Origin of the sequence: Aeromonas sp. 604443, from assembly GCF_049170315.1 — a bacterium.
GTDB lineage: Bacteria > Pseudomonadota > Gammaproteobacteria > Enterobacterales > Aeromonadaceae > Aeromonas > Aeromonas veronii_A.
Genome location: NZ_JAAKMI010000003.1, coordinates 226,247 through 248,675 on the forward strand (window position 1 = coordinate 226,247; position 22,429 = coordinate 248,675).

Annotated in this window: 13 protein-coding genes; 10 read left to right on the top strand and 3 right to left on the bottom strand. The window is 59.7% G+C overall.

The features are described from left to right. The first annotated feature begins 28 nt into the window (after window positions 1-28). From tssM to G5380_RS06660, 9 genes are all read left to right on the top strand, one after another. Window positions 29-3,526, top strand: a complete 3,498-nt coding sequence (gene tssM / locus G5380_RS06620) for a type VI secretion system membrane subunit TssM (RefSeq protein ID WP_421352552.1) — start codon at window positions 29-31, stop codon at window positions 3,524-3,526. Window positions 3,527-3,571: 45 nt separating this feature from the next. Further along, window positions 3,572-4,999 (top strand): VasL domain-containing protein, encoded by a 1,428-nt coding sequence (locus G5380_RS06625; protein WP_421312582.1) that lies wholly within the window; start codon window positions 3,572-3,574, stop codon window positions 4,997-4,999. A 305-nt stretch (window positions 5,000-5,304) separates the two neighbouring features. Then, window positions 5,305-5,592: a type VI secretion system PAAR protein gene (locus tag G5380_RS06630; protein ID WP_019444936.1), complete on the top strand. Its 288-nt coding sequence runs from the start codon at window positions 5,305-5,307 to the stop codon at window positions 5,590-5,592. A gap of 119 nt (window positions 5,593-5,711) precedes the next feature. Then, window positions 5,712-7,751: a type VI secretion system tip protein VgrG gene (locus G5380_RS06635; RefSeq protein ID WP_421221389.1), complete on the top strand. Its 2,040-nt coding sequence runs from the start codon at window positions 5,712-5,714 to the stop codon at window positions 7,749-7,751. Next, entirely contained in the window at window positions 7,751-8,590 is an 840-nt protein-coding gene (locus G5380_RS06640) for a DUF4123 domain-containing protein (protein WP_421208655.1), read from the top strand. The genes G5380_RS06635 and G5380_RS06640 overlap by 1 nt, the downstream gene beginning before the upstream one ends. Further along, window positions 8,587-11,583 (top strand): toxin VasX, encoded by a 2,997-nt coding sequence (locus G5380_RS06645; RefSeq protein ID WP_421208656.1) that lies wholly within the window; start codon window positions 8,587-8,589, stop codon window positions 11,581-11,583. The genes G5380_RS06640 and G5380_RS06645 overlap by 4 nt, the downstream gene beginning before the upstream one ends. A 1-nt stretch (window position 11,584) precedes the next feature. Then, window positions 11,585-12,313: a hypothetical protein gene (locus tag G5380_RS06650; protein ID WP_421208657.1), complete on the top strand. Its 729-nt coding sequence runs from the start codon at window positions 11,585-11,587 to the stop codon at window positions 12,311-12,313. A 147-nt stretch (window positions 12,314-12,460) separates the two neighbouring features. Further along, window positions 12,461-13,183: a hypothetical protein gene (locus G5380_RS06655; protein WP_421352553.1), complete on the top strand. Its 723-nt coding sequence runs from the start codon at window positions 12,461-12,463 to the stop codon at window positions 13,181-13,183. A 117-nt stretch (window positions 13,184-13,300) separates the two neighbouring features. Next, the gene (locus G5380_RS06660; protein ID WP_421208659.1) at window positions 13,301-14,668 is read left to right on the top strand and encodes a tetratricopeptide repeat protein; all 1,368 of its coding nucleotides are present in this window, start codon (window positions 13,301-13,303) and stop codon (window positions 14,666-14,668) included. Window positions 14,669-14,779: 111 nt separating this feature from the next. Here G5380_RS06660 and G5380_RS06665 read toward each other — a convergent pair whose 3' ends face one another. The 3 genes from G5380_RS06665 to G5380_RS06675 form a co-directional block, all read right to left on the bottom strand. Next, window positions 14,780-15,304, bottom strand: coding sequence for a protein disulfide oxidoreductase (locus tag G5380_RS06665; RefSeq protein ID WP_216978388.1), 525 nt, complete (start codon window positions 15,302-15,304; stop codon window positions 14,780-14,782). A 142-nt stretch (window positions 15,305-15,446) separates the two neighbouring features. Continuing rightward, window positions 15,447-17,489: a protein-disulfide reductase DsbD family protein gene (locus G5380_RS06670; protein ID WP_337072820.1), complete on the bottom strand. Its 2,043-nt coding sequence runs from the start codon at window positions 17,487-17,489 to the stop codon at window positions 15,447-15,449. 50 nt (window positions 17,490-17,539) lie between these two features. Further along, window positions 17,540-17,926, bottom strand: a complete 387-nt coding sequence (locus G5380_RS06675; protein WP_421208660.1) for a hypothetical protein — start codon at window positions 17,924-17,926, stop codon at window positions 17,540-17,542. Between the two features lie 615 nt (window positions 17,927-18,541). On the opposite strand from G5380_RS06675, the gene G5380_RS06680 reads away from it, so the two are divergent. Next, the gene (locus G5380_RS06680; protein WP_421352554.1) at window positions 18,542-22,417 is read left to right on the top strand and encodes an SNF2-related protein; all 3,876 of its coding nucleotides are present in this window, start codon (window positions 18,542-18,544) and stop codon (window positions 22,415-22,417) included. Window positions 22,418-22,429 lie beyond the last annotated feature (12 nt).

The window sequence follows — 22,429 nt, forward strand, 5'->3', positions numbered from 1 at the left end:
TCATTGAGTCGGAGTTGGATCACATTTTATGTTCAAAACCATCTTTACCTTTCTGCGGCAACAGCTGCCGAAACTGAAACCCTCCTGGCCCCTGCTCGGTGTGGTGCTGTGGGTTGTCGCCCTGATCCTGGTGTGGTGGCTGGGGCCTCGCATCGAGATCCGTGATGCCAAGCCATTCGAGCCCTTGTGGGGGCGGGTGGTGTTTACCCTGCTCTGGCTCTGGTTGCTGCTGGGGGTACTCTCCTGGCGGGTATGGCGCAAGATGAAGCAGCTCAAGGCCGAGCGCCAGCATGAGGTGCTGCTGGAACAAGATCCGGTCAAAGGGCTCATCGACAAACAGGCGCAGTTCCTCAATCGTTGGTTGCAAGCCTTGAATGAACACCTTGGCAAGGGGGCGCTCTACGCCATGCCCTGGTATCTGGTGCTGGGTCTGCCCGGCAGCGGCAAGAGCAGCCTGATCCACCGTGCCAATCCGGCCAACAAGCTCAATCCCAGACTCGATACCGAACTGCGGGACGTGGCGCAAGGCCAGCTGGTCGATTGCTGGCTGGGGGAGCAAGCCGTGATGCTGGATCCGGCCGGTGCACTGTTGTCACAAGCCGAGCCCGAGCTGGACCCGCAAGCTCGCAAGCATGAGCGGCTCTGGTTGCATCTGCTGAACTGGCTCAACGAGCACCGTCGTCGTCAGCCCCTCAATGGTCTGGTACTGACTGTTGATTTGGCATGGCTGTCCGCGGCCAGTGTGGCCGAGCGCAAGGCGTATGCCCAGCTGATGCGTGCCCGGTTGCAAGAGGTGTCGGCCACCATGAATACCCGGCTGCCGCTCTATGTCACCTTCACCAAACTCGACATGCTGCGCGGCTTTGATGTGGTCTTTGAACAGCTGGATAAAGAGGCCCGTGACGCCGTGTTGGGGGTGACCTTCAACCCCAGCAGCAGTCAGGGCAAATCCTGGCAGCAGGATCTGGCGCTGTTCTGGGATCTGTGGGTCGACAATCTCAACCGCAATCTGCCGGAAATGATGCTGGCCCGGCTCGATGCCGCCCAGCGCAACGCCCTCTTCTCGTTTGTTCGTCAATTGGCGGGTCTCAAGGATTATGTGACCAGCCTGCTCGATGAAACCCTGACCATTGAAGAGAGCAAGCCACTGCTGGTGCGCGGCGTCTATATCAGCTCCGTCTATCAGCAAGGTGTCCCGTTCGATGCTTTTGCTCAGGCCGCTTCCCGGCGTTACAGCTTGCCCGAGCCGATCCACTCCGCCCTGCGCGGGGAGTCCAACACCTATTTCGTGCGCAAGCTCTTCTCCTCGATCATTTTCCCCGAGGCCCATCTGGCCGGAGAAAACCGGCTGCATACCCTCTATCGCCGCCGCCGGATGACCATTGGCCTCGGCTGTTTGTCGCTCTTCTCTGCAGCCCTGATCGGTGGCTGGCACTACTTCTACCGGGTCAACGAGGAGGCGGGGCGCAATGTACTGACCAAGGCGCAAGCGTTCACCGAGACCAACGAGGTCGCTGATGAACATGCCTTCGGTGTCAGCCAGTTGCCACGTCTCAACCTTATTCGCGAGGCAACCCTCTCTTTTGGCAACTACCGCGAACGGATGCCGCTGGTGGCAGACCTAGGTCTCTATCAGGGGGATGAGATTGGCCCCTATGTGGAAGGCTCCTATCTGCAACTGTTGGGGCTGCGTTTCCTGCCTGCCCAGATGCAGGGACTGCTGGAGGATCTCAACCGTGCACCGTCTGGCAGCGAGGAGAAGCTCTCCATCCTGCGGGTGATGCGGATGCTCGATGATGCCTCCGGTCGCAACAAGGAGCTGGTGGAGCAGTACATGGCCAGCCGCTGGCAGAAAGCGTTCCCGGGACAGGGGGCGGTGCAGGAGCAGTTGATGGGGCATCTTGACTATGCCCTCGATCATACCGACTGGCATGGTGCTCGCGCTGCTCGGGATCAGGCCGCCATCACGGCATTTGTGCCATTCAAGGAGCCGGTGTATGGCGCCCAGCGTGAACTGGGCAAATTGCCCATGTATCAGCGGGTCTATCAGAATCTGGTGGTGAAGGCGGGTGATGTGTTGCCGCCGGATCTCAATGTCCGTGACGAGGTGGGCCCCACCTTCGACACCGTGTTTGCCCTGCGCAACGAGAGTGCTGGTCAGGTGCCGCGTTTGCTGACCTGGCCCGGGTTCAGTGACTTCTTCCTCAAGCAGGACAAGGCGCTGATCGATCTCACCGCCATGGATGCCTGGGTGCTGGGCCAGCGCAAGCTGAGCCAGTTGAGCGAGGCGGATCGCAAGGAGATCACTCGTCAGGTCAACGATCGCTATGTCACCGATTACGTCAACCAGTGGCAAAAATTGCTGACCAATCTGGATGTGCAGACCCTTGCCAGCCCCGAGCAGGCGCTCGATGTGCTCTCTGCCATCACCGGCAACGACCAGCCATTCCTGCGGGTGCTCGCTGCGCTGGATGACAATACCCGTATTCGCAAGATCTCCGATGCGGAAGGAGATCCGGCGCAGGCGATCACTGCCCGGATCGGTCGCCCCTTTATGGCCACCAATGGCGTCTTGACTGGCCGTGGGGAACAGGGGCCGCTCATTTCGGAAGTGAATCAGAAGCTGATTGAGCTGCAGCATTATATGGAGCTGATCGTCAATGCCACCGAGCCGGGACAGTCTGCCCTCAAGGCGGTGCAGTTGCGTCTGACCAACAAGTATGCCGACCCGGTCTTTGCTCTGCAGCAGTATGCCCGTGGCCTGCCAGAACCACTCAATCGCTGGGTGGGGCAGCTGGCGGATCAAAGCTCGCAACTGGTGGTCGATCTGGCCATGTCATCCCTCAATCAGGAGTGGCAGGCGAAGGTGCTGGCACCGTTCAACAGCCAACTGGCGGATCGCTATCCGTTCAATCCGGGTTCTGCCAAGGATGTGCCGCTCTCCGAGATGGAGCGCTTCTTTGCCCCCGGTGGCACCCTGGACAGCTTCTATCAGGTCAACCTGAAACCCATGGTGGAGGGGGGCTTGATGGAGGGAGAACTGAGCTCACCTATTCAGGCGGAGCTGATCAAACAGCTGGATCGCGCTGCGCGGATCCGCCAGATCTTCTTCAGCCAGCAGGGCAATCTGGAGGTGCAATTTGCCCTCGAGCCCATCGAACTCACCGCCAACAAGCGGCGTAGTGTGCTCAACCTGGATGGCCAGTTGCTGGAGTATGCCCACGGCCGTCGCAACAAGATCCCGCTGGTGTGGCCAAACACCATGCGCGACGGGGCCGAGAGCAAGATCACCCTGGTACCGGCTGCCCGCGAACGTTCACCGCGCAGCGAGGGCTTTGTCGGTCCCTGGGCCATGTTCCGCCTGATGGACAAGGGGGAGCTGACTCAGGTCAACGAGGCCACCTTTGATGTGCGCTTCCCGGTGGATCAGGGTGCCATGACCTATCGGGTCTATACCGACAGCGCCCAGAACCCCTTCACCGGCGGCCTGTTCAGCCAGTTCAGCTTGCCTGAATCCCTCTATTGATCATGCAGGGGGGGCATACGAGCCCCTCTCATCTTGGAAGCCGATATGTCACAGAATCAACAAGGCCAGCAGGCATTGAAGGTGGGGCGAGACCCCAGAATGTTGCCTGAGTACGAGGCGCTGCGCGCCGAGATCAACAAGCTCAGCCACGCCTCCCGCCCCGAGGTGGATTGGGCCCGGATCCATCAGCTCGCCAGTCAAATCTTTGAAAAGCACGGGGTGGATCTGCAGACCGCCATCTACTTCACTCTGGCGCGCTCCCGCATTCAGGGGCTGAGCGGCTTTACCGAAGGGTGCGAGTTTCTCGCCAACCTGATCGTCACCCAGTGGGAGAGTTTCTGGCCACCGGTGCATCAGGAGCGGGCCCGCATCGAGATGCTCGACTGGTTTATTGCCCGCATCAGCGACGTGATCCGCCAGTACCAGATCAGCCACGAGGACAAGCGGTTGATCTACCGCTGCGAGCGGGCACTGCAACTCATCAGCGAGAAGTTGCACAACGCCGGTTTGAGCCGCATCCCCCGGGTCGAGAATCTGGTGCACTTTATCGAGGGCTACACCCATCTGTTTGACGAGACCGAGATTGTCATCGTCTCCGATGAGCCGGGCCTCAAGGATGAGCTGCAGATCCCGCCGATGGTCTTCTTCAAATCCGACATGGAGAGCGACCATGGCGCCTCTGTCGGGGCAACCCCGCACCTGCCTCAGGGCAGTATCCTGGTGGGGCGCGAGAAGGGGCAGATGAAGCCGACCGTGCTCAAGATTGAGCAGCACCGCAAACAGCGGCCGGCCTGGTTCTGGTTTGGCTGTGGCCTGCTCACCTGCGCCTTGCCTATGATGGGATGGCTTGGTTGGCAACATCAGCAGCAGGAGAAGGTCATCGCGGCGCAACGGTTGCAACAACCCGCTGCAGCGTTACCGCAGGCCCTGAGTTATGACGACATTCGCCAAGCGCGCATCGTGTTGGGGGAGCAGACCTTGCAGGGGATGGAGAGCGAGCTTGTATCGCGTTATCAGGCCCAACTGGATCGGCTGGAGCAGACCTCTCCCCTCTACTGGTACCGTTATGGCGAGGGGCTGCGCAATTCGCTGCAGATGCTCTATCCCGACTCGCTGGCGGTCAAGGCGCTGGACAAGCAGTGGCAGACCGCGCTGGCCGGCCAGCAAGGGGATCTCAACCGGGTGCCGACCTATCTGGAGGCGCGCGCCGGGGTCGATGCCCTGATCGATCAGCTGCTGGAGCTGGAGCGTCAGCGCAAGACGGTCACGATTTCCTACCTCAAGTCTCAGCTCTACGAGGTACAGAAGAACCTGATGCAGGAGGTCCCGTTCAGTTTACGTCTGAGCGAACTGGAGGCGCGAAAAGCGTCGCAGGAGCCTATTACGGCTGCCGAGCTGAAAGGGATAGAGAGTGACTTGAAAGCACTCAACATCCGGCTTTACCAACTGCAACAAGGGCTATCCGGTAGCTGATTGCTCTGTTATGCGCAACCAGTTGCGCATACTACAGATGGTTGCACTGCAGATGCAATATTTTGCAGGGGGATTGCCCAGTTTGCGCAATCCCTTGCGAATGGATAACCCTGTCATCTATCGAAAGAGGTTAACCATTTGATTTTATTTGGCTAATTTCGCCAGTGCTAAATGGCATAGCCTGTGCTGTGGCCTGTTCTGTTTATCCGCTGTTTATCAAAATCGCCTGTGCCTGGTGCGTTCCATCGGGCACAGGGGCAGAGGGATGATGTCTGTGCGTCTACCCGCTCATATGGAGAATGACTATGTGCCCCGCTATCGCACTGCTCGGTGACATCGGCACCGACCACGATGGCTTCCCACCGACCCCGGTGATAGCTGCCAGTCCCGACGTGTTCCTAGATGGCAAGCCTGTGGCTCGTCAAGGTGATCCACTGGCGCCCCATGACAAGCCCAACAACCCGCCGCACCCACGGGCCATTGCCGGTGGTGTTGGCTCTGTGCTGGTGAATGGCAAACCCATCGCCGTCACCGGCACGGCAGTGGATTGTGGTGGCGTGGTGATTGGTTCGGGCAGCGGACAGGCCGGTTAGAGAGAATGGCCACAGTTTGGCTCGGTTATGAGGTAAGGCCGTCAATGATGGCTTTATCTCATCATCGAACCACCAAGTAGCGCGCCGCGGGCGTGCGGTAGCTATGGAGAAGGCACAAGATGGCCAATAGCACAGGATTACAATTCACCGCCAAGGTGGGGGCGTTGCCAGAAACCACCTTCGTTGTCGCTGCCTTTGATTTGCATGAGAGGCTCAGCGGACCGTTTGTTCTGACGCTGGAGCTGGCAAGCAGCCAACCCGATATCGACTTTGGTGCCGTGCTGGACCAGCCGTGCGAGCTGCTGGTGTGGTACAACGGCGAGCTGCAACGCCGGGTCTGCGGGGTAGTGAGCGAGTTTGCCCAAGGGGACAGCGGTTTTCGTCGCACCCGCTATCAGTTGCAAGTCAAACCGGCCATGTGGCGGTTGGGATTGCGCCAAAACTCCCGCATCTTTCAGACACAGAAGCCCGAGGAAATTCTTTCCATTCTGCTGCAAGAACACGGTATCACCGACTACGCCTTTGCCCTGAAAAATGAACATGCCCAGCGGGAATACTGCGTTCAGTATCGCGAAACTGACCTCGACTTCCTCAATCGCCTTGCCGCAGAAGAGGGGCTCTTCTACTTCCACGAGTTTGAAGCAGGCAAACATCGCATCGTCTTTGCTGACGATGCCGCAGCCCTGACTGCTGGCCCCGAGCTCTTTTTCAACCTTGGCAACCGCTCGCTGAAACAAGGTCCTTACGTGCGCCAGTTCCACTACCGTGAGGCGGTACGGCCAAGCGATGTAGAGCTCAAGGACTACAGCTTCAAGACGCCGGCTTATGGCCTCTCCCACAAAAAGCAGGGCGCAGAGCTCGAGCATCAGCGCGATACCTATCAGCATTTTGACTACCCGGGTCGCTACAAGCAGGACGGCAGCGGCAAGGCCTTTGCCCAGCACCGGCTCGATGCCCTACGCAACGATGCAGTGGCGGGCAGCGGCAAATCGAATAGCGCAGCCCTTATGCCGGGGCTGTTCTTCTCACTGACCGAGCACCCCAACGATAGCCTCAATACCGACTGGCAAGTCGTCCATATCCGCCACACCGGCGAACAGCCGCAAGCGCTGGAGGAGGAGGGCGGCAGTGGCCCGACCGTTTATCACAACGAATTTGGCGTGGTGAAGGCGAGCACTACCTGGCGGGCGCGTATCGGCAGCCCAGAGGCGCCAAACAAGCCCATGGTGGATGGCCCGCAAATTGCCATGGTGGTTGGTCCCGAAGGGGAAGAGATTTACTGCGACGAGCACGGCCGGGTCAAACTGCAATTTCCGTGGGACCGCTACGGCAATTCCAACGACCAGAGCTCCTGCTGGGTGCGGGTGAGCCAGGGCTGGGCCGGTGGTCAGTACGGCATGATGGCCATGCCGCGCATTGGCCACGAGGTTATCGTCTCATTTCTGGAAGGGGACCCCGATCAGCCCATAGTGACTGGCCGCACCTATCACGCTACCAACCGGCCACCTTACGAGTTGCCACTCAACAAGACCCGCACCGTGCTGCGCACCGAAACCCATCAGGGCGAAGGCTTCAACGAGCTGCGCTTTGAAGACCAGGCTGGTCAGGAAGAGATCTATCTCCACGGTCAGAAAGATCTGAACGTGCTCATCCAGAACGATGTCGTCTGGCATATCAAACACGACGAGCATCGGGATATCGACAACGAGCGGGTCACTCGCATCAAGGCCAACGACTACCTGACAGTCGAAGGCGAAAAGCGCGACCAGATCAAGGCGGACTACTCGCTGACGGTGGATGCCTCCATGCATCAGAAGCTGGGGCAATCGCTGCTGATTGATGCCGGCCAGGAGGTACACTACAAGGCAGGCATGAAGATCGTGTTGGAGGCCGGTGTCGAGCTGACACTTAAAGTGGGTGGCAGCTTCGTCAAGGTCGATGCTGATGGCGTGACGATAAGTGGTGGCTCCATCAAGATGAACTCTGGCGGTAGTCCCGGTTCTGGCTCCGGTTGGGCTGGGCAGATGCCTATCCTGCCTGATGATGTCGAGGCGGTGCCCCCGCCGCCCCCGGTCGACACGGTTCGCCAGATTGCGACTCTGAAATCGGCCGAGCCGGTCTGCGAGATATGTGAACAGCTGGCCAAGGAGGGCAACTAATGGTATTGCCAGCGCTCACCTTGGCAGAAGGTGAACGTCTTTATCTGTTGCTCGATGGCGGGCAGATCCCTGAGCTCGAACGCCAACTATTTGAGGTCAGCGACTGCCCGGCTTACCAGCCGCTCTATCTCTACGCCCCCTGGGATAGCCTGCGGGAGGTCTCTCCCTGTCTGGTGGAGGCCAGCGAGCCCTTGCTCGGCTGGTTCAAGAGCCTGTCAGCCAATACCGGATGGTTGCTCGCCTCCGCTTTGCCTCTCTTGCCGCTGGCGGATCAGTTGCGCCAGCTTATCGAGGTCGAAAGCCCTTACGGCAGCCGCATCTTGCTCAAACTGGCCGCCCCGGAAACCATGGCATGTCTGATGGTGGATGCAGACCCCTGGCTGTGGCGGAAAATTGCACAAGTCTGGCTGCCAACCCGCACCGGTTGGCGCCATTGGCAGGTCAAAGAGACGCTTGCCGAGCCGATGGGCGACACATGCAGACTCACCGATGTGCAATGGGCCCGCTTGGGCGAAGTGAGTTGGCAAAACCAGCTGGATGCGGTTTATCGCCACATGCAGGCGTGGTTTCCCGCCCGGTTGGCGCAGCAGACCGATCCAAAGTGTTGGATTGCCCGCTGGGCCCAACAGGCTTATCAACTGGGATTTCAGACCGAACGCGACTTGCTGCTGTTTTTCAATGTGCTGGGCTTCCTGGGCGAGTCATGGTGGCAGGGTGATGCCTACCCGATCGTGAGCAGGTTGTTGACTACCCCCTCGGCACAGACCCCGTCACAGCGTGTTGAACAGGCAGCCAACTGGGCAGAGCAACACGCCATTGCACAGGAAATAACGTCATGAGCACCCCGAACCAAGCAGCTGGAGCTGCCGGCAACAAGGATTGCAAGAGCCCGGTTGGCACCTGCCCCTTTAAAAATAAAGAGATTGCCCTGGTACCGGTGCGCTATGCCCTTGATGAAGTATTTGAGGCGCCAGCAAAACAGCCGCACCCTCTGCCTGCCAAGCACTTCAAAGGCCCTCTGGCGCTTAAGGCCAATCCCTACACCCTGCGCCAGCTGCGCGATGGCTGGCTCTATGTCTTTGATGAAAAAATAAAAATGCTCGACGAGTATGAGGTCAAAGGCAGCCAGTTTATTCATGCCAGCAAGGGCAGCAAAGGGCATTTGCTCTATTCGGCCAACCACAAGGTGGCGATGGCCTTCTCCCATCAGCGCTGGACCGAGCGGCTGAAAAAGGAGTACTGCGAGCAGAACAGTCTGCGCAGCAAAGGGATGCGCTCATTCAATCTGCTCTCGCTGGCCAGCAAGATGGGGGGTGAGCATGCGGGATTATTGGATCTGCTCTCTACCCACGTAGCCGACATGGGCTTGCCCAACAAGGGATTCGTCGAAAGCTGCGCCACCCTCAAGGCCCCCGAGGGGGTAGCGCCGGGCCTGCTGTGGCGTGACAAACCGGCAGGCTCAGCGGAGGCCAGCAAGGCCGGTATGCCGGATTTACAAAGTGCTCTGGTGGTGGCGCTCGACGACCTTATCTCGGATATGCACGATGTGACCGAGCGCCTGAGCGATATCGCTATCCGCCATGAGCAGCCCTTTAATGACGACGAAACCCGTCACCGCTGGACCATGGCCAGTATCACCGAGATGCTGGCACTGCCCCCGCTCGATGAAGGCAGCCTGCCTGCGTCAGCCAGGGGCGACCGTCTGGCGACCTTCAAGCTCAAGAAGCAGTTGCACTCCTATCTGGTTGCCAAGTATGACTACAAGGAGCGTCAAGGCATTGGCCATCACTACATAGACCTCGGCGCCGAGCAGCGCCTGATGGCGCAGCATGCCCAGCTCAAGCAGCTGGGCCTCAATCCCGACAAGTGGGCCAGCTGGCCCGGGGTGCGCTTTGATGACGAAGTGAACTGGTCGGGGCTGGAAGAGATTATCCAGCAGTACGCGCAAGGGGTGGATGCCTTGCGCCCGCGCTGGCTGACCAGCTATGACGATGCCCTGCAGCTATTGCAAGCCTTACCGACCTCCCCCCTGCTGTTGGGGCTCGATAGCCAGACGGAGGATGCCCAGACCCAGCTGCTGGCCAGCAGCTGCCAGTGGCTCTTTAGCCTATTTTTGGCCCCCAACACCAAACGGGGTGAACAGTTGACCAAGGCATTGAAAAAGGGGGCTCTGCCCGCGCTGGCACACTACGGCTTTGATCTCGAGGTCAAAAAAGAGCTTGAGAAAAACCCAGACTGGCTCGGGGTGGGCAATATCACCGGTGTCGCCAATGCGCTGGCGGCGATGGAAGCGATAGCCAATAACGATTTTCTGAGCAATAGCAAGTTGTTTGGCGGGCTGCATGAGGGCGCCAAGGCGACCATGAGCGCCCTCAAAGCGGCTATCGCCGGGGTGGCCATCAAGCCATGGCAACAGCTCAGCGAGTTGCTGCATCCGCATCTGCTCAGCGGTGAAAAACTTGGCCGCACTCTGAGTCTGGTGGTACTCGAATCAATTCACACCGGCCAGCAGGTGCGCATCAACTCCGCATTTGTGGCCGAGAGCAAAGCCTTTGTGGCTCAGGTACAGGGCAACCTGCTCGGCAAGTTGGCAACGCCCGGCAAGATAACAGAGGGCCACCTTGGCCGGATGAAGGCGGCAGGCGCCGAGTGGTCGCAGCTGAAATGGCCCCGTCTGCTGTTGCTGGAAGGCGGTTTGCAGCAGGAGTTTGAGCGCAAGATGGCCAGCTACCTCAACTTGCAGCGGCAAGGTGCCAGAGGGGTACAAGCGGCCGCCAAGGTGTGGCAAGGGTGGGGCAACTTTGGCGGGTTGGCGGCCCTGCTCAATATCGCCAACCTGACGGTGGCGCTGCAAGGGTATGACGAGAACGCGCGCAAGCTGCAGGGCAACCCTACCGCACAGCTGGAGCTGAACCGTAACCTGGCCTACACCGCCGCCTGGACCGGCAGCGCTATGGTGGCCATCAAGCAGGGGCAGGTGGTGGTGCCTAAACATCTTCTGAATAAGCGTTTAGCTGAAGCCGCAATAGTAGACCCCGCTCTGGTGCGCCGCTTTACCCTTACCACCGGCTGGATGACCGGGCTGGGACTGCTGGCGGCGGGGCTGGAGGCGTGGGAGACTCATGCCAAGCTAATGGATGATACCAATGCCGATATGGAGCAATTTGGTTACTGGTTAAAGCTGGGGGGCTTGGGGGCGCAGGGGATACCAGCCGTTGTGTCGTTTGGCCGTTTGCTATTTGGTGCAACTCTAGGGGCTACATGGGCTACTTGGATGGTCGCATCTATTGGTATCGGCACCCTGCTCTATCTGGCCGCCACCGTGATACTGGCCCGCTATAACCGTCTGCCTATAGATCGCTGGCTGTTGCAATCCACCTGGGGCACCAAGCCGGCCGGGTGGCCTGCGGCTGAAGAGCTGCTTCAGTATGAACGGGTTGCCTGTCAGCCGACGGTGGAGCTCAAGGAGGGGAAGCTGACCGTTGCGCTGCCGCCGCATCTGCGCACCATTACCCTGCAGTTGTCGATAAAGCTGCTTGGCTATCAACTTGCCAAGCAGAGCTACCCCGCCTCCGTGTTAACTCCTGTGCTGGGCCCTGCGCAAGAGGCCGCCATCAAGGTGACCAGCCAAGGGGTTGGGCAGGTGACACTGGCGGTCGCCGCCAATCAGGGGGATGAACTGCAGTTGCAGATAGGTTACCCGGCGGCAGAGAGTTTAAGTGGTCAGCCCCTGCGCTTTATGGCCCGCGGTACCCTGGCCAAAGGGGTGGTCTTGACCGCTGAGATCGATGATAAACTGCCCGTCCAGGGTACCTTGATAGAGTTGAAATAAGATGAGTGACACCACAGAGCACAAGCAGAACGCAGAGAGTGCAGAAGCTGATGGCGCCAACCACTACTACAGCGAGCAATACCTTGAATTGCAAAAGGAGCCGGTTTTATATGAGTGGCAGATTGATCATCAGCAGAGACTTGCATGGGAGCTTCCAATTGCCATAGGTGGTTTTTTGTGGCTCTTAGGACTGTTTAATTTAATTAATAGCGATAGTCAAAAAGCTTGGCAGTTAACCCTGTTTTGTATTGTATTCGGAATATTCGCTGTACTTCAGGGACGTTATCTTTTTACCCCCAATCAATTCTATCACTACCGAATGACCGCCAAGGGGATCTACTACACCCAGCAGGACAAGATCCCGGAAGTGGCTTACACCATTGCACGCGGGATTGGTGGCTTGTTGATTTTGGGCAGCATCATTGCTGTCGGCTTGGTGGGCCCGCTGGCACTGGTCGGAGCGGGGGCCGGTGCATTTCTGGCCTTTAAAATTACCAATATGAAGCCAGAGATTCACCATTATGGGTGCATTTTTAAGGGGGAGGGCGAGATCTTTACCTTTAGTGGCATTAATGGGATGAGGATTTGGGAACATCCGCCGGAAACAGGTGAGTATGCTTTGATTTTTACTCTTCCTAATCAGTACACCAAGGTACTCGAAGATGTAACTCGCTCTTTGCCACAATATCAAATGGTAGAGGCTGCTAGCCGCAAAGAGTTCGGTTATTAAGCCATAGGGGCAAAGAGGCTGTAATTCAGCTTCTTTGTCCTTTGATTGACTAATAACAGAGCAAGATAGGCCACCCGGTGGCAGAGCGTTTAAGCGGCCAACCCCTGTGCTTTATGGCCCGTGGCACCTTGATAGAGTTGAAATAGGATGAGTGACACCACAGAACACAAGCAGAACGCAGAGAGTGCAGAGGCTGATGGCGCCAACCACTACTACAGCGAGCAATATCTTGAATTGCAAAAGGAGCCGGTTTTATATGAGTGGCATATTGACCATGCCCAGCGAGCTGCATGGTCATCGTCACTGTTAATGGGAGGTGTGTGTTGGCTAATTGCATTAATGGTTTTTATTAATAGCGATAGTCAGAACCCTTGGCCGTTAATTTGGGTGCTTTTAATTCTGGGGGGCTGGGGTGTTATTTTTTCGCGCTACTTAACGGACCCCAACCAGCTCTATCACTACCGAATGACTGCCAAGGGGATCTACTACACCCAGCAGGACAAGATCCCGGAAGTGGCTTACAACATTATCCGTGGGATTGGTGGCTTGCTGATTGTGGGCAGCATCATCGCTATTGGCTTGGTGGGCCCGCAGGCACTGGCCGGTGCAGGTGCATTTCTGGCCTTTAAAATCACCAATATGAAACCAAGAGTCCGCCATTATGGGTGTATTTTTAAGGACTCAGGTGAAATATCAGTTTTTGGCAAGCTGTGCGGTATGGAAATCATGGAGACCCCGTATAGCTGGGGGGAATACGCTCTCGTATTTAGCAAGCCAGAGGAATATCAACGTGTACTTGGTGATATCACGCAAGCGTTACCTCAATATAAAGTGATTGAAGCAGCCAGCCGTAAAGAGTTCGGTTATTAAGCCATGGGGCAGAGAGGCTGTAATTCAGCTTTTCTGCCCCTTGATTGACCAATAATGGCACTACCTGTAACCGGCCCTGTTTTATTCGCCCCTTTTTCACTCTGCGAAGAATTTCTCATGACCCATCGAATCCTATGGCTGGCACTGACCGCCAGCATCTTAACCGCCTGCTCTGCCACTGCGCCACGCACTGATGCCGAGCTATCCCAAGCCGCAAAGCTGGGGGATGGCCGCACCCAGTATGAACTGGCCAGACGGCTGGCAACCCAACTCGATTACCCCAATGCCATGCACTGGATGCAGCAAGCGGCCGAGCAGTCTGGCCCCTTGGCCGCCGATAAACAGATCCGCGCCAATGCTGCTTGGCAAGTGGGTGACTGGTATCAGGCCGGGCTCGGGGAGCCCAAAAACCCGACGCTCGCTACCCTGTGGTGGCAGCGCTCTGCTCGCCTTGGCAACAGCAATGCCAGCTATCAGCTGGGCCTGATGTGTCAGGAGCAGCATCAGGGCAAGTTGGTCAGTGAATGCCTCGACTGGTTCGAGAAAGCCGCCAAACAGGATCATGCAGAGGCGCAATTGATCCTTGGGCAGTGGTATGCCAATCAGCAGGGGGCGGATGAGGATGCCGTCAAGTGGTTGGAAAAAGCGGCAGAGCAGGGCAATCGCGACGCTCAGTATCAGCTGGGCAAGCGCTACGAGCAGGGGAAAGGGGTGATCAAACGCCCGGATATTGCCCAGCGCTGGTTTGAGAAGGCTGCCGCCCAGCAGCAGCCGGATGCCTTGTTGTTGTTGGCTCGTCAGGCTACACCAACTGATGCTTTCGCGGCTTATCAGCGAGCTGCCAATGCGGGTTCTGCCGAAGCTGAACTATGGCTGGGTGTTGCTTATCTGGCGGGAGAGCAGGTGCAAGCTGATCCTGCGTTGGGCAGATATTGGCTGGAGTTGGCGGTGACTCATGGCTCGCATGAGGCGGAGTACCAACTGAGCTTGCAACAAACAGATGGCGTAGCCAGGCAGCATTGGTTGACTCTGGCTGCGGAAGGCGGGATCACCAAGGCCAGTTTCGAGCTGGCGCAGTTGCAGCAAGAGCAGGGTGAGTTGGAGCAAGCCAGAGCCAGCTATGCCAAAGCTGCTGGACAAGGTCATACCCAGGCTCAATATGCTTATGGCGAGATGCTGCGGCAGGGTTTGGGCGGTAAAGAGGACTATGTGCTGGCACTCAAGCAGTATCGGCTGGCGGCCCAACAGGGTGATCGTATGGCACAATACCGGATGGGAACCATGCGTGAAGAGGGACTGGGGGCTCCGCGTAACCGGGTACATGCCTATGCCTGGCTGTCATTGGCGGCAACAGAAGGGATGCCGGAGGCGGTGCAGGCTCGTGACGAGCTGGAAGCAGCGATGACCAGGCCGGAAGTCAAACAGGCGCAGAAACTTTCAGAGCACTGGTTTGGCAAGATGCCATCACCGGCGAGGAAAAGCTAAACAGCGTAGCTGCGGGCTCCGGCCTTTTTCTGAATCGAGGTCAGAACGATACGATCGCAGCCCCTCTTCAGCGGGAAGAGGGGCCGCAATAGTGCTCCCTGGCGGGCCGAGTTAGCCGAGGCTGGCCCAGGCCAACCGCAGTTTCAGTCCCGGGCCCGAGCTCCAGCCAGTGGTGGAGCTCACCACTTTACCCTGCTTGATGATGAGGAAGCTGGGGGTGACGCTCACCTGCCAGCGGGCGGCAAGGTCGCCATGCTCATCATTGTGGGTCGGGAAGGTCAGCCCCTTCCTGGCCATCCCCTGCTGCAACCTGGCTTGGTCGCCGGAGCGCAGCGCCACTGTCAGCACGTTTTCGCCGTCTCGCCATAGCTGCTCCACTGTCGGTGTGGTAACACGGCAGACTGCGCACCAGCTGGCCCAGTAATAGATCAGCAGTGGTCTGTCCCGACTCATTGTCTGCAGGTCGGCCAGAGTGCCATCTTGCAGCAGCAGTTGAGGCAGCGGGCTTTCCTCTGGCAGCGCCGGACTGCGCCAGAGGTCCAGCGCCGTCGAAATAATCACCGCCAACAGCAGCAGCCAGAGGGCCTCCTTGCTCCAGCGGCGCAGACGGAGGATCCGGGATGATGTTGCTGTCATGACTGCCCCTTGATGACCAGTGCGTTTTTGACGTTGCCCCCGAGCGCTATATGAGGGAGATCAGCCGATTGCCGATAATTTCCCCCTTGCGCTGCGGGTATGCCCCGCTCTCCCGGCAGGGTCTGTATGAGCAGGATATATCTCATCTTGTTTCTCCTTGAACAGGGGCGTTCGCAGCGTGCTCCAGAGTGGCCAGCAGAGTTGCACGATCCAGCAGGGGAGAGAGGATCTCGCCACCCGGTAGCCCGGGGCCATAGATTTGGTTGAAAGGAATGGCCACACTGCCGCGTTGGCGCAAGAAGCCGGCGATGCTGTCTGAGGGGCGGCTCCAATCCCCGCGCAAGGCCACCACATCGGGGGCACTCAGGGCTCGTTGCACATCATCGCGCAGCAGCACGTTGAATTTGTTGGCTTTGCAGGTGATGCACCAGTCGGCGGTCACATCGACGAAGACCCGCTTGTGTTGTGCCAGGGCGTCCTGGATGGCCTGCTCCGAGAGTGGCTGCCAGTGGACGGTATCCTGTTGTGGTTTGCCCTCCATGGTGAAGGCGCCGCCGAGCAGCAGGGCTGCGGCCAGCAAGCAGCCCAGCGCCAGCCCCAGGGTTACACCGCGAATACCGTGGCGCCATACGACCGCCAGCAGCAGGGCTGCCAGTATCAGAGCCATCAGGATCACCACCCCGTTATGGCCGATATGGTTGCCAAGCAGGCTGAGCAGCCAGAGGCTGGAGCCCAGCATCATCAGGCCGAGCAGGATGCGCAGGCGCCCCATCCAGCGTCCCGGTTTTGGCAACCAGAGCGCGAGACGGGGCAGGGCGGCGATGAGCAGCCATGGCAGGCTCATGCCAATCCCCAGTGCGGTAAAGACAAGCCAGAGTTGACCGGATGGCGCCCCGAGCGCAAAGGCGACTGCGGTGCCAAGGAAAGGGGCGGAGCAGGGTGTTGCCAGCAGAGTGGCAAAGCAGCCCTGCATAAAGTGACCGGCCATGCCGTTGCCACCCGCGGTTGCCAGACGGGTGTTGACATTGCTCGATAACCTGATCTCGAACAGCCCCAGCAGGTTGGCACAGAACAGCAAGGTCACCACGACCATGAAGCCGATAAACCAGACGCTCTGGAACTGGATACCCCAGCCGACGGCCCCCTGGGTGGCGCGCAGCAGGGTGCTCATCAGTGCCAGCGTCCAAAAGGAGACCAGGATACCTGCGCTTGCCGCCAGGAACTGCAAGCGAACCGGGCGACGCTCACGGGTCTCCAGTTGCAGTACTGATCCCAGCTTGAGGGCCAGCACCGGCAACACACAGGGCATCAGGTTGAGAATAAGCCCCCCAAGCAGTGCTGCCCCCAGGATCCAGCGCAGCGAGTGGCCACCAGCGGGTAGTGGCAGGGGATCACCTATGGTGACCTGGCTCTGCCAGGCTTCGTCACCGTTGACCAGTACCACGCCCAGTTGCTGATGACGGATATCCGGTGCATCCCCTTGCCAGCCATCGCTGACCGGAATGCGGGCAATCAGGGTATTGCCCTGCACCTCCAGGCTGGGCTCGCCAAACTCGACCCCCTCCAGCTGCTGGAGGAAAATCTGCGGAGCCCGCCACCCCTCTTGCTGCTTAGCGCTCAGCTGTAGCCGGTTTTGCTGGTAGCCGGCCTGGAGGTTGACGCTCTTGGGCATGGCTTGAGGCAGCTTGCTCATCGCCTGTGCATAGGCAAGGTCGAATCCGTCCGGTGCCGTACCATCCAGAGCAAGGGCAAAAGGGTAGTCGGTCAGGATGCAGACGTTACTGCAGGTTGAAAGGCGTAACGTGCCGGTCAGCGCCTTGCGGTTGCCATGGCCAAGGCTGATGGGAAAGGTTACGGCCTGCTGATACCCCTGGGTCGACATGCCGCTGACCGCGAATCGCTCTGGCACTGGCCAGTGCCATTGTTGAGTGAGTTTGGGATCATCCCAGAGAATTTCAGGGGCAATTCCCCCTTCACCCGGGTTTTGCCAATAGGTTTTCCAGCCGGACTCGAGTGCCAGACTGAGCAGCACCCGGGGCTGTGCCGGATCCCGGCTATCTGCTTGCAGCCGGATTTGTGCGTGATCGTTGCGGGGGCTGGTGAGCCAGCCGGTATCGCTGGCCAATCCGATGGATTGCCACAGCAGGCTGCCCAGCAAGAGGGCAGTCTTGAAGATGTTTGACATGGTGTTGTCTCTTGAAAATGAAAGTCAGGGTTGTTTAAGCCGCGACTGACTCATTCTCGCCAGACACAAAGGGTGAGATGAAGCCGCCGTTCTGGCGGGGAGATATTTCTGGGTGGGGGGAGGGGGGGCGAGCAACGGGGCAGTGGTGCCAGCAGGGCGATCAGGAATGCGATGGCAAAGAAGAGCTGTTCGGCGCATTGCACGCTGGCGGCACTGAGCCACTTGCCGTTGAGCTGGCAACTGCCGGGTTGCGGCGTTGCTGCGCGGCCATCCTCATCGACATCGACATCGATGGCGGAGGATGGGACGGTCAGCATATGGCAGCCAGCGGCTATCTCCAGCTGAGCCAGCCTGGTCAGCGGCTGGAGTGCACAATTGAGCAGCAGAATGCAGACCAGCAGCAGGAGTCTTGTCGCCACGCGTTGTCGCAAAATCATGTTGCTCCTGCCCTCTTGGAATGGGGCACATCCTATCGATCAATGACAGCCCGGGCAAGCCGGTCGGATGAAGCCCCGTTTCTTGCAACCGGTGAGTCGCCACGTTTGCCCTCGTAGCTGGCCGAGTACCGAGCGTGCTGGCCAGATCAGTCTGCCAATGCTCCGGACAAGGGGGGAGTCGTTCAGCTGCCAATCGCCGATAATGCCCCGCGCATTCCGGCGGTCAGGGCCAACAGCCCCCTCGAGCCCTGAATGGAAATGGGTATATGGGATCCATGCCGCGACGAGGAAGGCCGGGTTGGAGATGGTTCATTTGGTGCAAGATCATCTCTTTAGGTCGTCAAAAATTGAAAGCGTTTTCAGAAATCCTTTTCAATTGTGATCCGCTTCAAAGCTTTTTAATACGTCAACCTCTAGCATTGGCCCCACGAATTAGGGGCTAGCGCTCCCGATTTTCCCGCTGTGGGAGGTAACCGGATGATCCGGCTATTTCCTTCGTTACTTTCGACGGTCATCATGGATGGCCGTTTTTTTTTGAGTTATTTCACGGTAAAGGGTCGAGCCGCTGGCGCTTTACCGTTAAAATTCCGCTTTTGCACTTGCCCGTGAGTCTTGATGTCTGCGTCCACCCTCTCTTCGGATAGTTATGCCCTGCTCGCCACCCTGCAATTGCAGCGCGTTGCCAGTACCCGTTTGCTGCAAGAACAACTGGCGATAGGCCATGCCCTGATCGATAAACTGACCCGACTGCAGGATGCTGGGCTGGTCAGATTGCGCGGGGAGCAGCAGTGGAGCCTGACCGCCGAGGGGACGCTGGCGCTGATCCTGGGGGTGCGTGCCGGTCTTTGCCCGGCGCCGGACTGGAGCCGGGTGCCCTCATTGACCGGGCAGGATCTCACCCATGCGGTGGTGCGCGAGCTCTGCCGCGGCAAGGCGGGGGAGATCCCGACCTATTTCTCGGCCAGCGATCTGCTGACCCTGCTCGATACCCCGGACGCTCACCAGTTGCTGGCGGGCTCCAGCCCCGCCTGGCAGCAACTGTTGCTGGAGCACTTCTCGCTGCAGCTGCTGCTCGATGCCCCTTATGAAGAGCGCTGGCCGCTGGCCAATGCGCTGGTGCGCTGCGCTCCCGAGGTGCAGGCCCGGGCCAAAGCGTTCGAGGCGGAGTGGCGCTGGCTCTGCGGGGATGGCGAGAGCACATCGCCAACCGGCGAGGACCAGGATGCCGCCCCCGGCTGGCCAGCCCTGCAGGCACTGGCCCAGCAGAGCCAGAGCGGCCCGCTTGGCGAGCGGCTGCTCACCGCGCTGGGCCAGTGGCAGGCAACCGATGAGGGCGAGGCGGGCCAGTGGCCCCGTTCATTCAGCGCCCTGCTCTGGCTTGGCTGGTTGCAGCAGGCCGATCCCGTCATCGCCAGCGAACAGCGCAAGAAGTGGCAGCGCAGCCTGACTGGTCAGTTCCCCCTGCTTGCCGACCTGCTCAGCCAGTGGGCGGGGGATCGCCACGGTCAGGCGGTCGGCCTGTTCGATACTTTGCAACTGCCGGTAGAGGAGCTCCACTGGGGCTATCTCTGGCTCGATCTCTGCGCGCTGGCCCGTCACGGTGCCCAGAGCCCGCAGGTGGCCATGTTGCACAAGTGGGATCTCTCCCATCTGCTCGATGCCGAGCCCCATCATCGCCTTATGGCATTTTGTCAGGATCTGCTGCGTATCTTGTTGGGCGAGGCGGCCAAAGGGGCGCCCTTGTGCCAACTGCGCGGCAGTGAGGAGAGTGCGCAAGAGGGCTGTGACGAGCAGGATGATGACGGGGACGAGGATAAAACCGCGGCCTCTGCCAGCTGGCTCAACTGGTTGCAGGGGCTGGGACGCTCCAGTGGCGTACGCAAGCCGCAGGAGCGGTTGGTGTGGCTGCTCCATGCTGACGGCCCCGAGCTGGAGTGCAAGATCCAGAAACTCAGTACCAAGGGGGAGTGGACGGCGGGCCGCCGGGTCGATCCGGCCTTGCTCTCCACCCAGTATGCCGCCATGCTCGACGAGCATGACTGGGCAGTGGTGCGCACCCTGCCGCGGGTGATGGGACGCTTGCCCCGGGATGTCTGGGCGCCGCTGGCCGATCACCCCCGCCTGTTCAACGCCAAGGGGCAGAAGCTGCAGCTCGCCATCACGGCGCCGCTGCTGCAGATTATCGCGACCGAAGAGGGGATGAGTGCCTTGCTGATCCCAGATGCAGCCGCCCGCGGGGCCCATATCATGCCGCTGGCGCAGGATCTGTGGCAGCTGATCCTCACCCCGCAGCCGCTGCTCGACCGCTTGCCTGCGCTCGAATCCATCCCGCTGCTGCCCGCCGAGGGGCTGGCCGAGCTGCAACGCACCCTGGACGCTATTCCCGAGCTGCCCTGGCACAGTCAGGTTGCGGGGCTTAGCGGCAACGCCGAACTGGCTCCCTGGCCGGGCATTCCTTCGGTGCAACTGGATTGGCAGGATGGCCAGCTGTCGGTCAAGCTGGTGACCCGCTTTGAGGATCTGCCGCCCCAGCCCCTTGGCAAGGGGGAGGCGATCGTGCGGCAGGGGATCAAGGCGTACCACTATTGGCAGCGGGATCTCGCGGCCGAGAAGCTGCAGGCCCAGCTACTGCGCAATCAACTCCCCATCGGCCTGCCCGGCAGCGAGTGGCTGCTGCAGGGGGAACAGGCGCTGGCGCTGGTCAATGCCCTGCCCGAGCTGGTGGATACCGGTGTGGTCATTCACTGGCATCAGGACAGCGCTCGCCTCAAGAGCCTTGATGAAGCTGCTCTGAGCCTGCGCATCGAGCGGCGGCAGGACTGGTTCCAGGTCGAAGGGGCACTGGCGCTTGATGAGCACCAGATCCTCGATCTGCGCCTTATTCTGCGCCAGATGACCCCGGGGCAGCGCACCGTTCAGCTCGACGAGAAGACCAGCCTGATGCTGAGCGACAAGCTGGTGGAGCGGCTCACCATGCTGGGGGCCATGCTCGATGAAGAGCAGCGCATCAACAACAAGCTGGCCTATCCCCTGACTCGCCTGCTCTCGGTCATTACCACCGAAGGGGATGCGGCGTGGCAATCCCTGCAGCAGGAGTGGCAGCAGGAGGTCGATTGCCCGGACGAGCTGCTTACCTCCCTGCGGGACTATCAGAAAGAGGGGGTGCGCTGGATGGCGACCCTGGCCCATCACGGCTTTGGTGCCTGTCTGGCCGATGACATGGGTCTGGGCAAGACGCTGCAGGCGCTGATTGTGTTGCGCATGCGCCAGCACCTTGGCCCTGCGCTGGTGGTGGTGCCCAAATCAGTGGTCACCAACTGGCAGGAGGAGGTGGCCCGTTTCGCCCCCGAGCTTGATGTGGTGGTGTTCGAGAACCCGGCCGAGCGGGAGGGGATTATTCGCGAGGCCAAGGCCGGTCAGGTGATCCTCATCAACTACGGCATGCTCGGCAGCCTGGCGGAGGCGCTCAAGTCCCGCCGATGGTCTTCCATGGTGCTCGATGAGGCGCAGCAGATCAAAAATGCCGGTACCCAGCGCGCCAAGCTGCTGTTCCAGCTCGACGGCGATTTTCGCCTCGCCCTCTCCGGCACTCCCATCGAGAACCATCTGGGGGAGCTGTGGAGCCTCTTCACCTTTATCAACCCGGGGCTGCTCGGCAGCCTTGGCGAGTTCAAGCGTCGTTTTGGCAAGGCGGTCAAGGATCCCCAGCACATGGCGCTGCTGCGTGCAGTGATCAGCCCCTTTATCCTGCGTCGTCTCAAGCAACAGGTGCTGACCGAGCTGCCGGACAAGACCGAGATCATCCACCACATCAGCCTCTCCCCCGAAGAGCGCCAGCTCTACGAGGCGACCCGGCGGGAAGTGGTGCAGCAGGTGCAAAGCGCCGATGGCCGCGCCTTGATGCATGTGCTGAGTGGCCTGACCCGGCTGCGCCGCCTCTGCTGCTCGCCGGAGCTGGTGATGCCCGAGTGGTCGCAGACCAGCAGCAAGCTGGACGAGGCGATGGCCCTGCTGGAAGAGGCGATCGACGGCGGTCATCGGGTGCTGGTGTTCAGCCAGTTCGTCGACCTGCTGAGTCTGTTGCGGGCCCGCATCGAGCAGAAATCTTGGGATTATTGTTATCTGGATGGCGGCTGTTCGGCCAAGGCGCGGCAGGACTCCATCCTGCGTTTTCGCCACGAGGAGGTGCCGCTGTTCCTCATCAGCCTCAAGGCGGGGGGCACCGGCCTCAACCTCACCCAAGCCGATACCGTGCTGCACCTCGATCCCTGGTGGAACCCGGCGGTGGAAGATCAGGCGAGCGATCGGGCGCACCGGATGGGCCAGACCCAGCCGGTGACCGTGTATCGGCTGGTGTGCGAGCAGACGGTGGAGGAGAAGATCGTCGCCCTGCACGACGAGAAGCGGGCGCTGGCCGATGGCCTGCTGAGCGGCCAGTCCGAGGTGCGCGGGCTAGATGTGGAGAGCTTGCGGGCCCTGCTGATGGGCTGATTGGCGACGCCA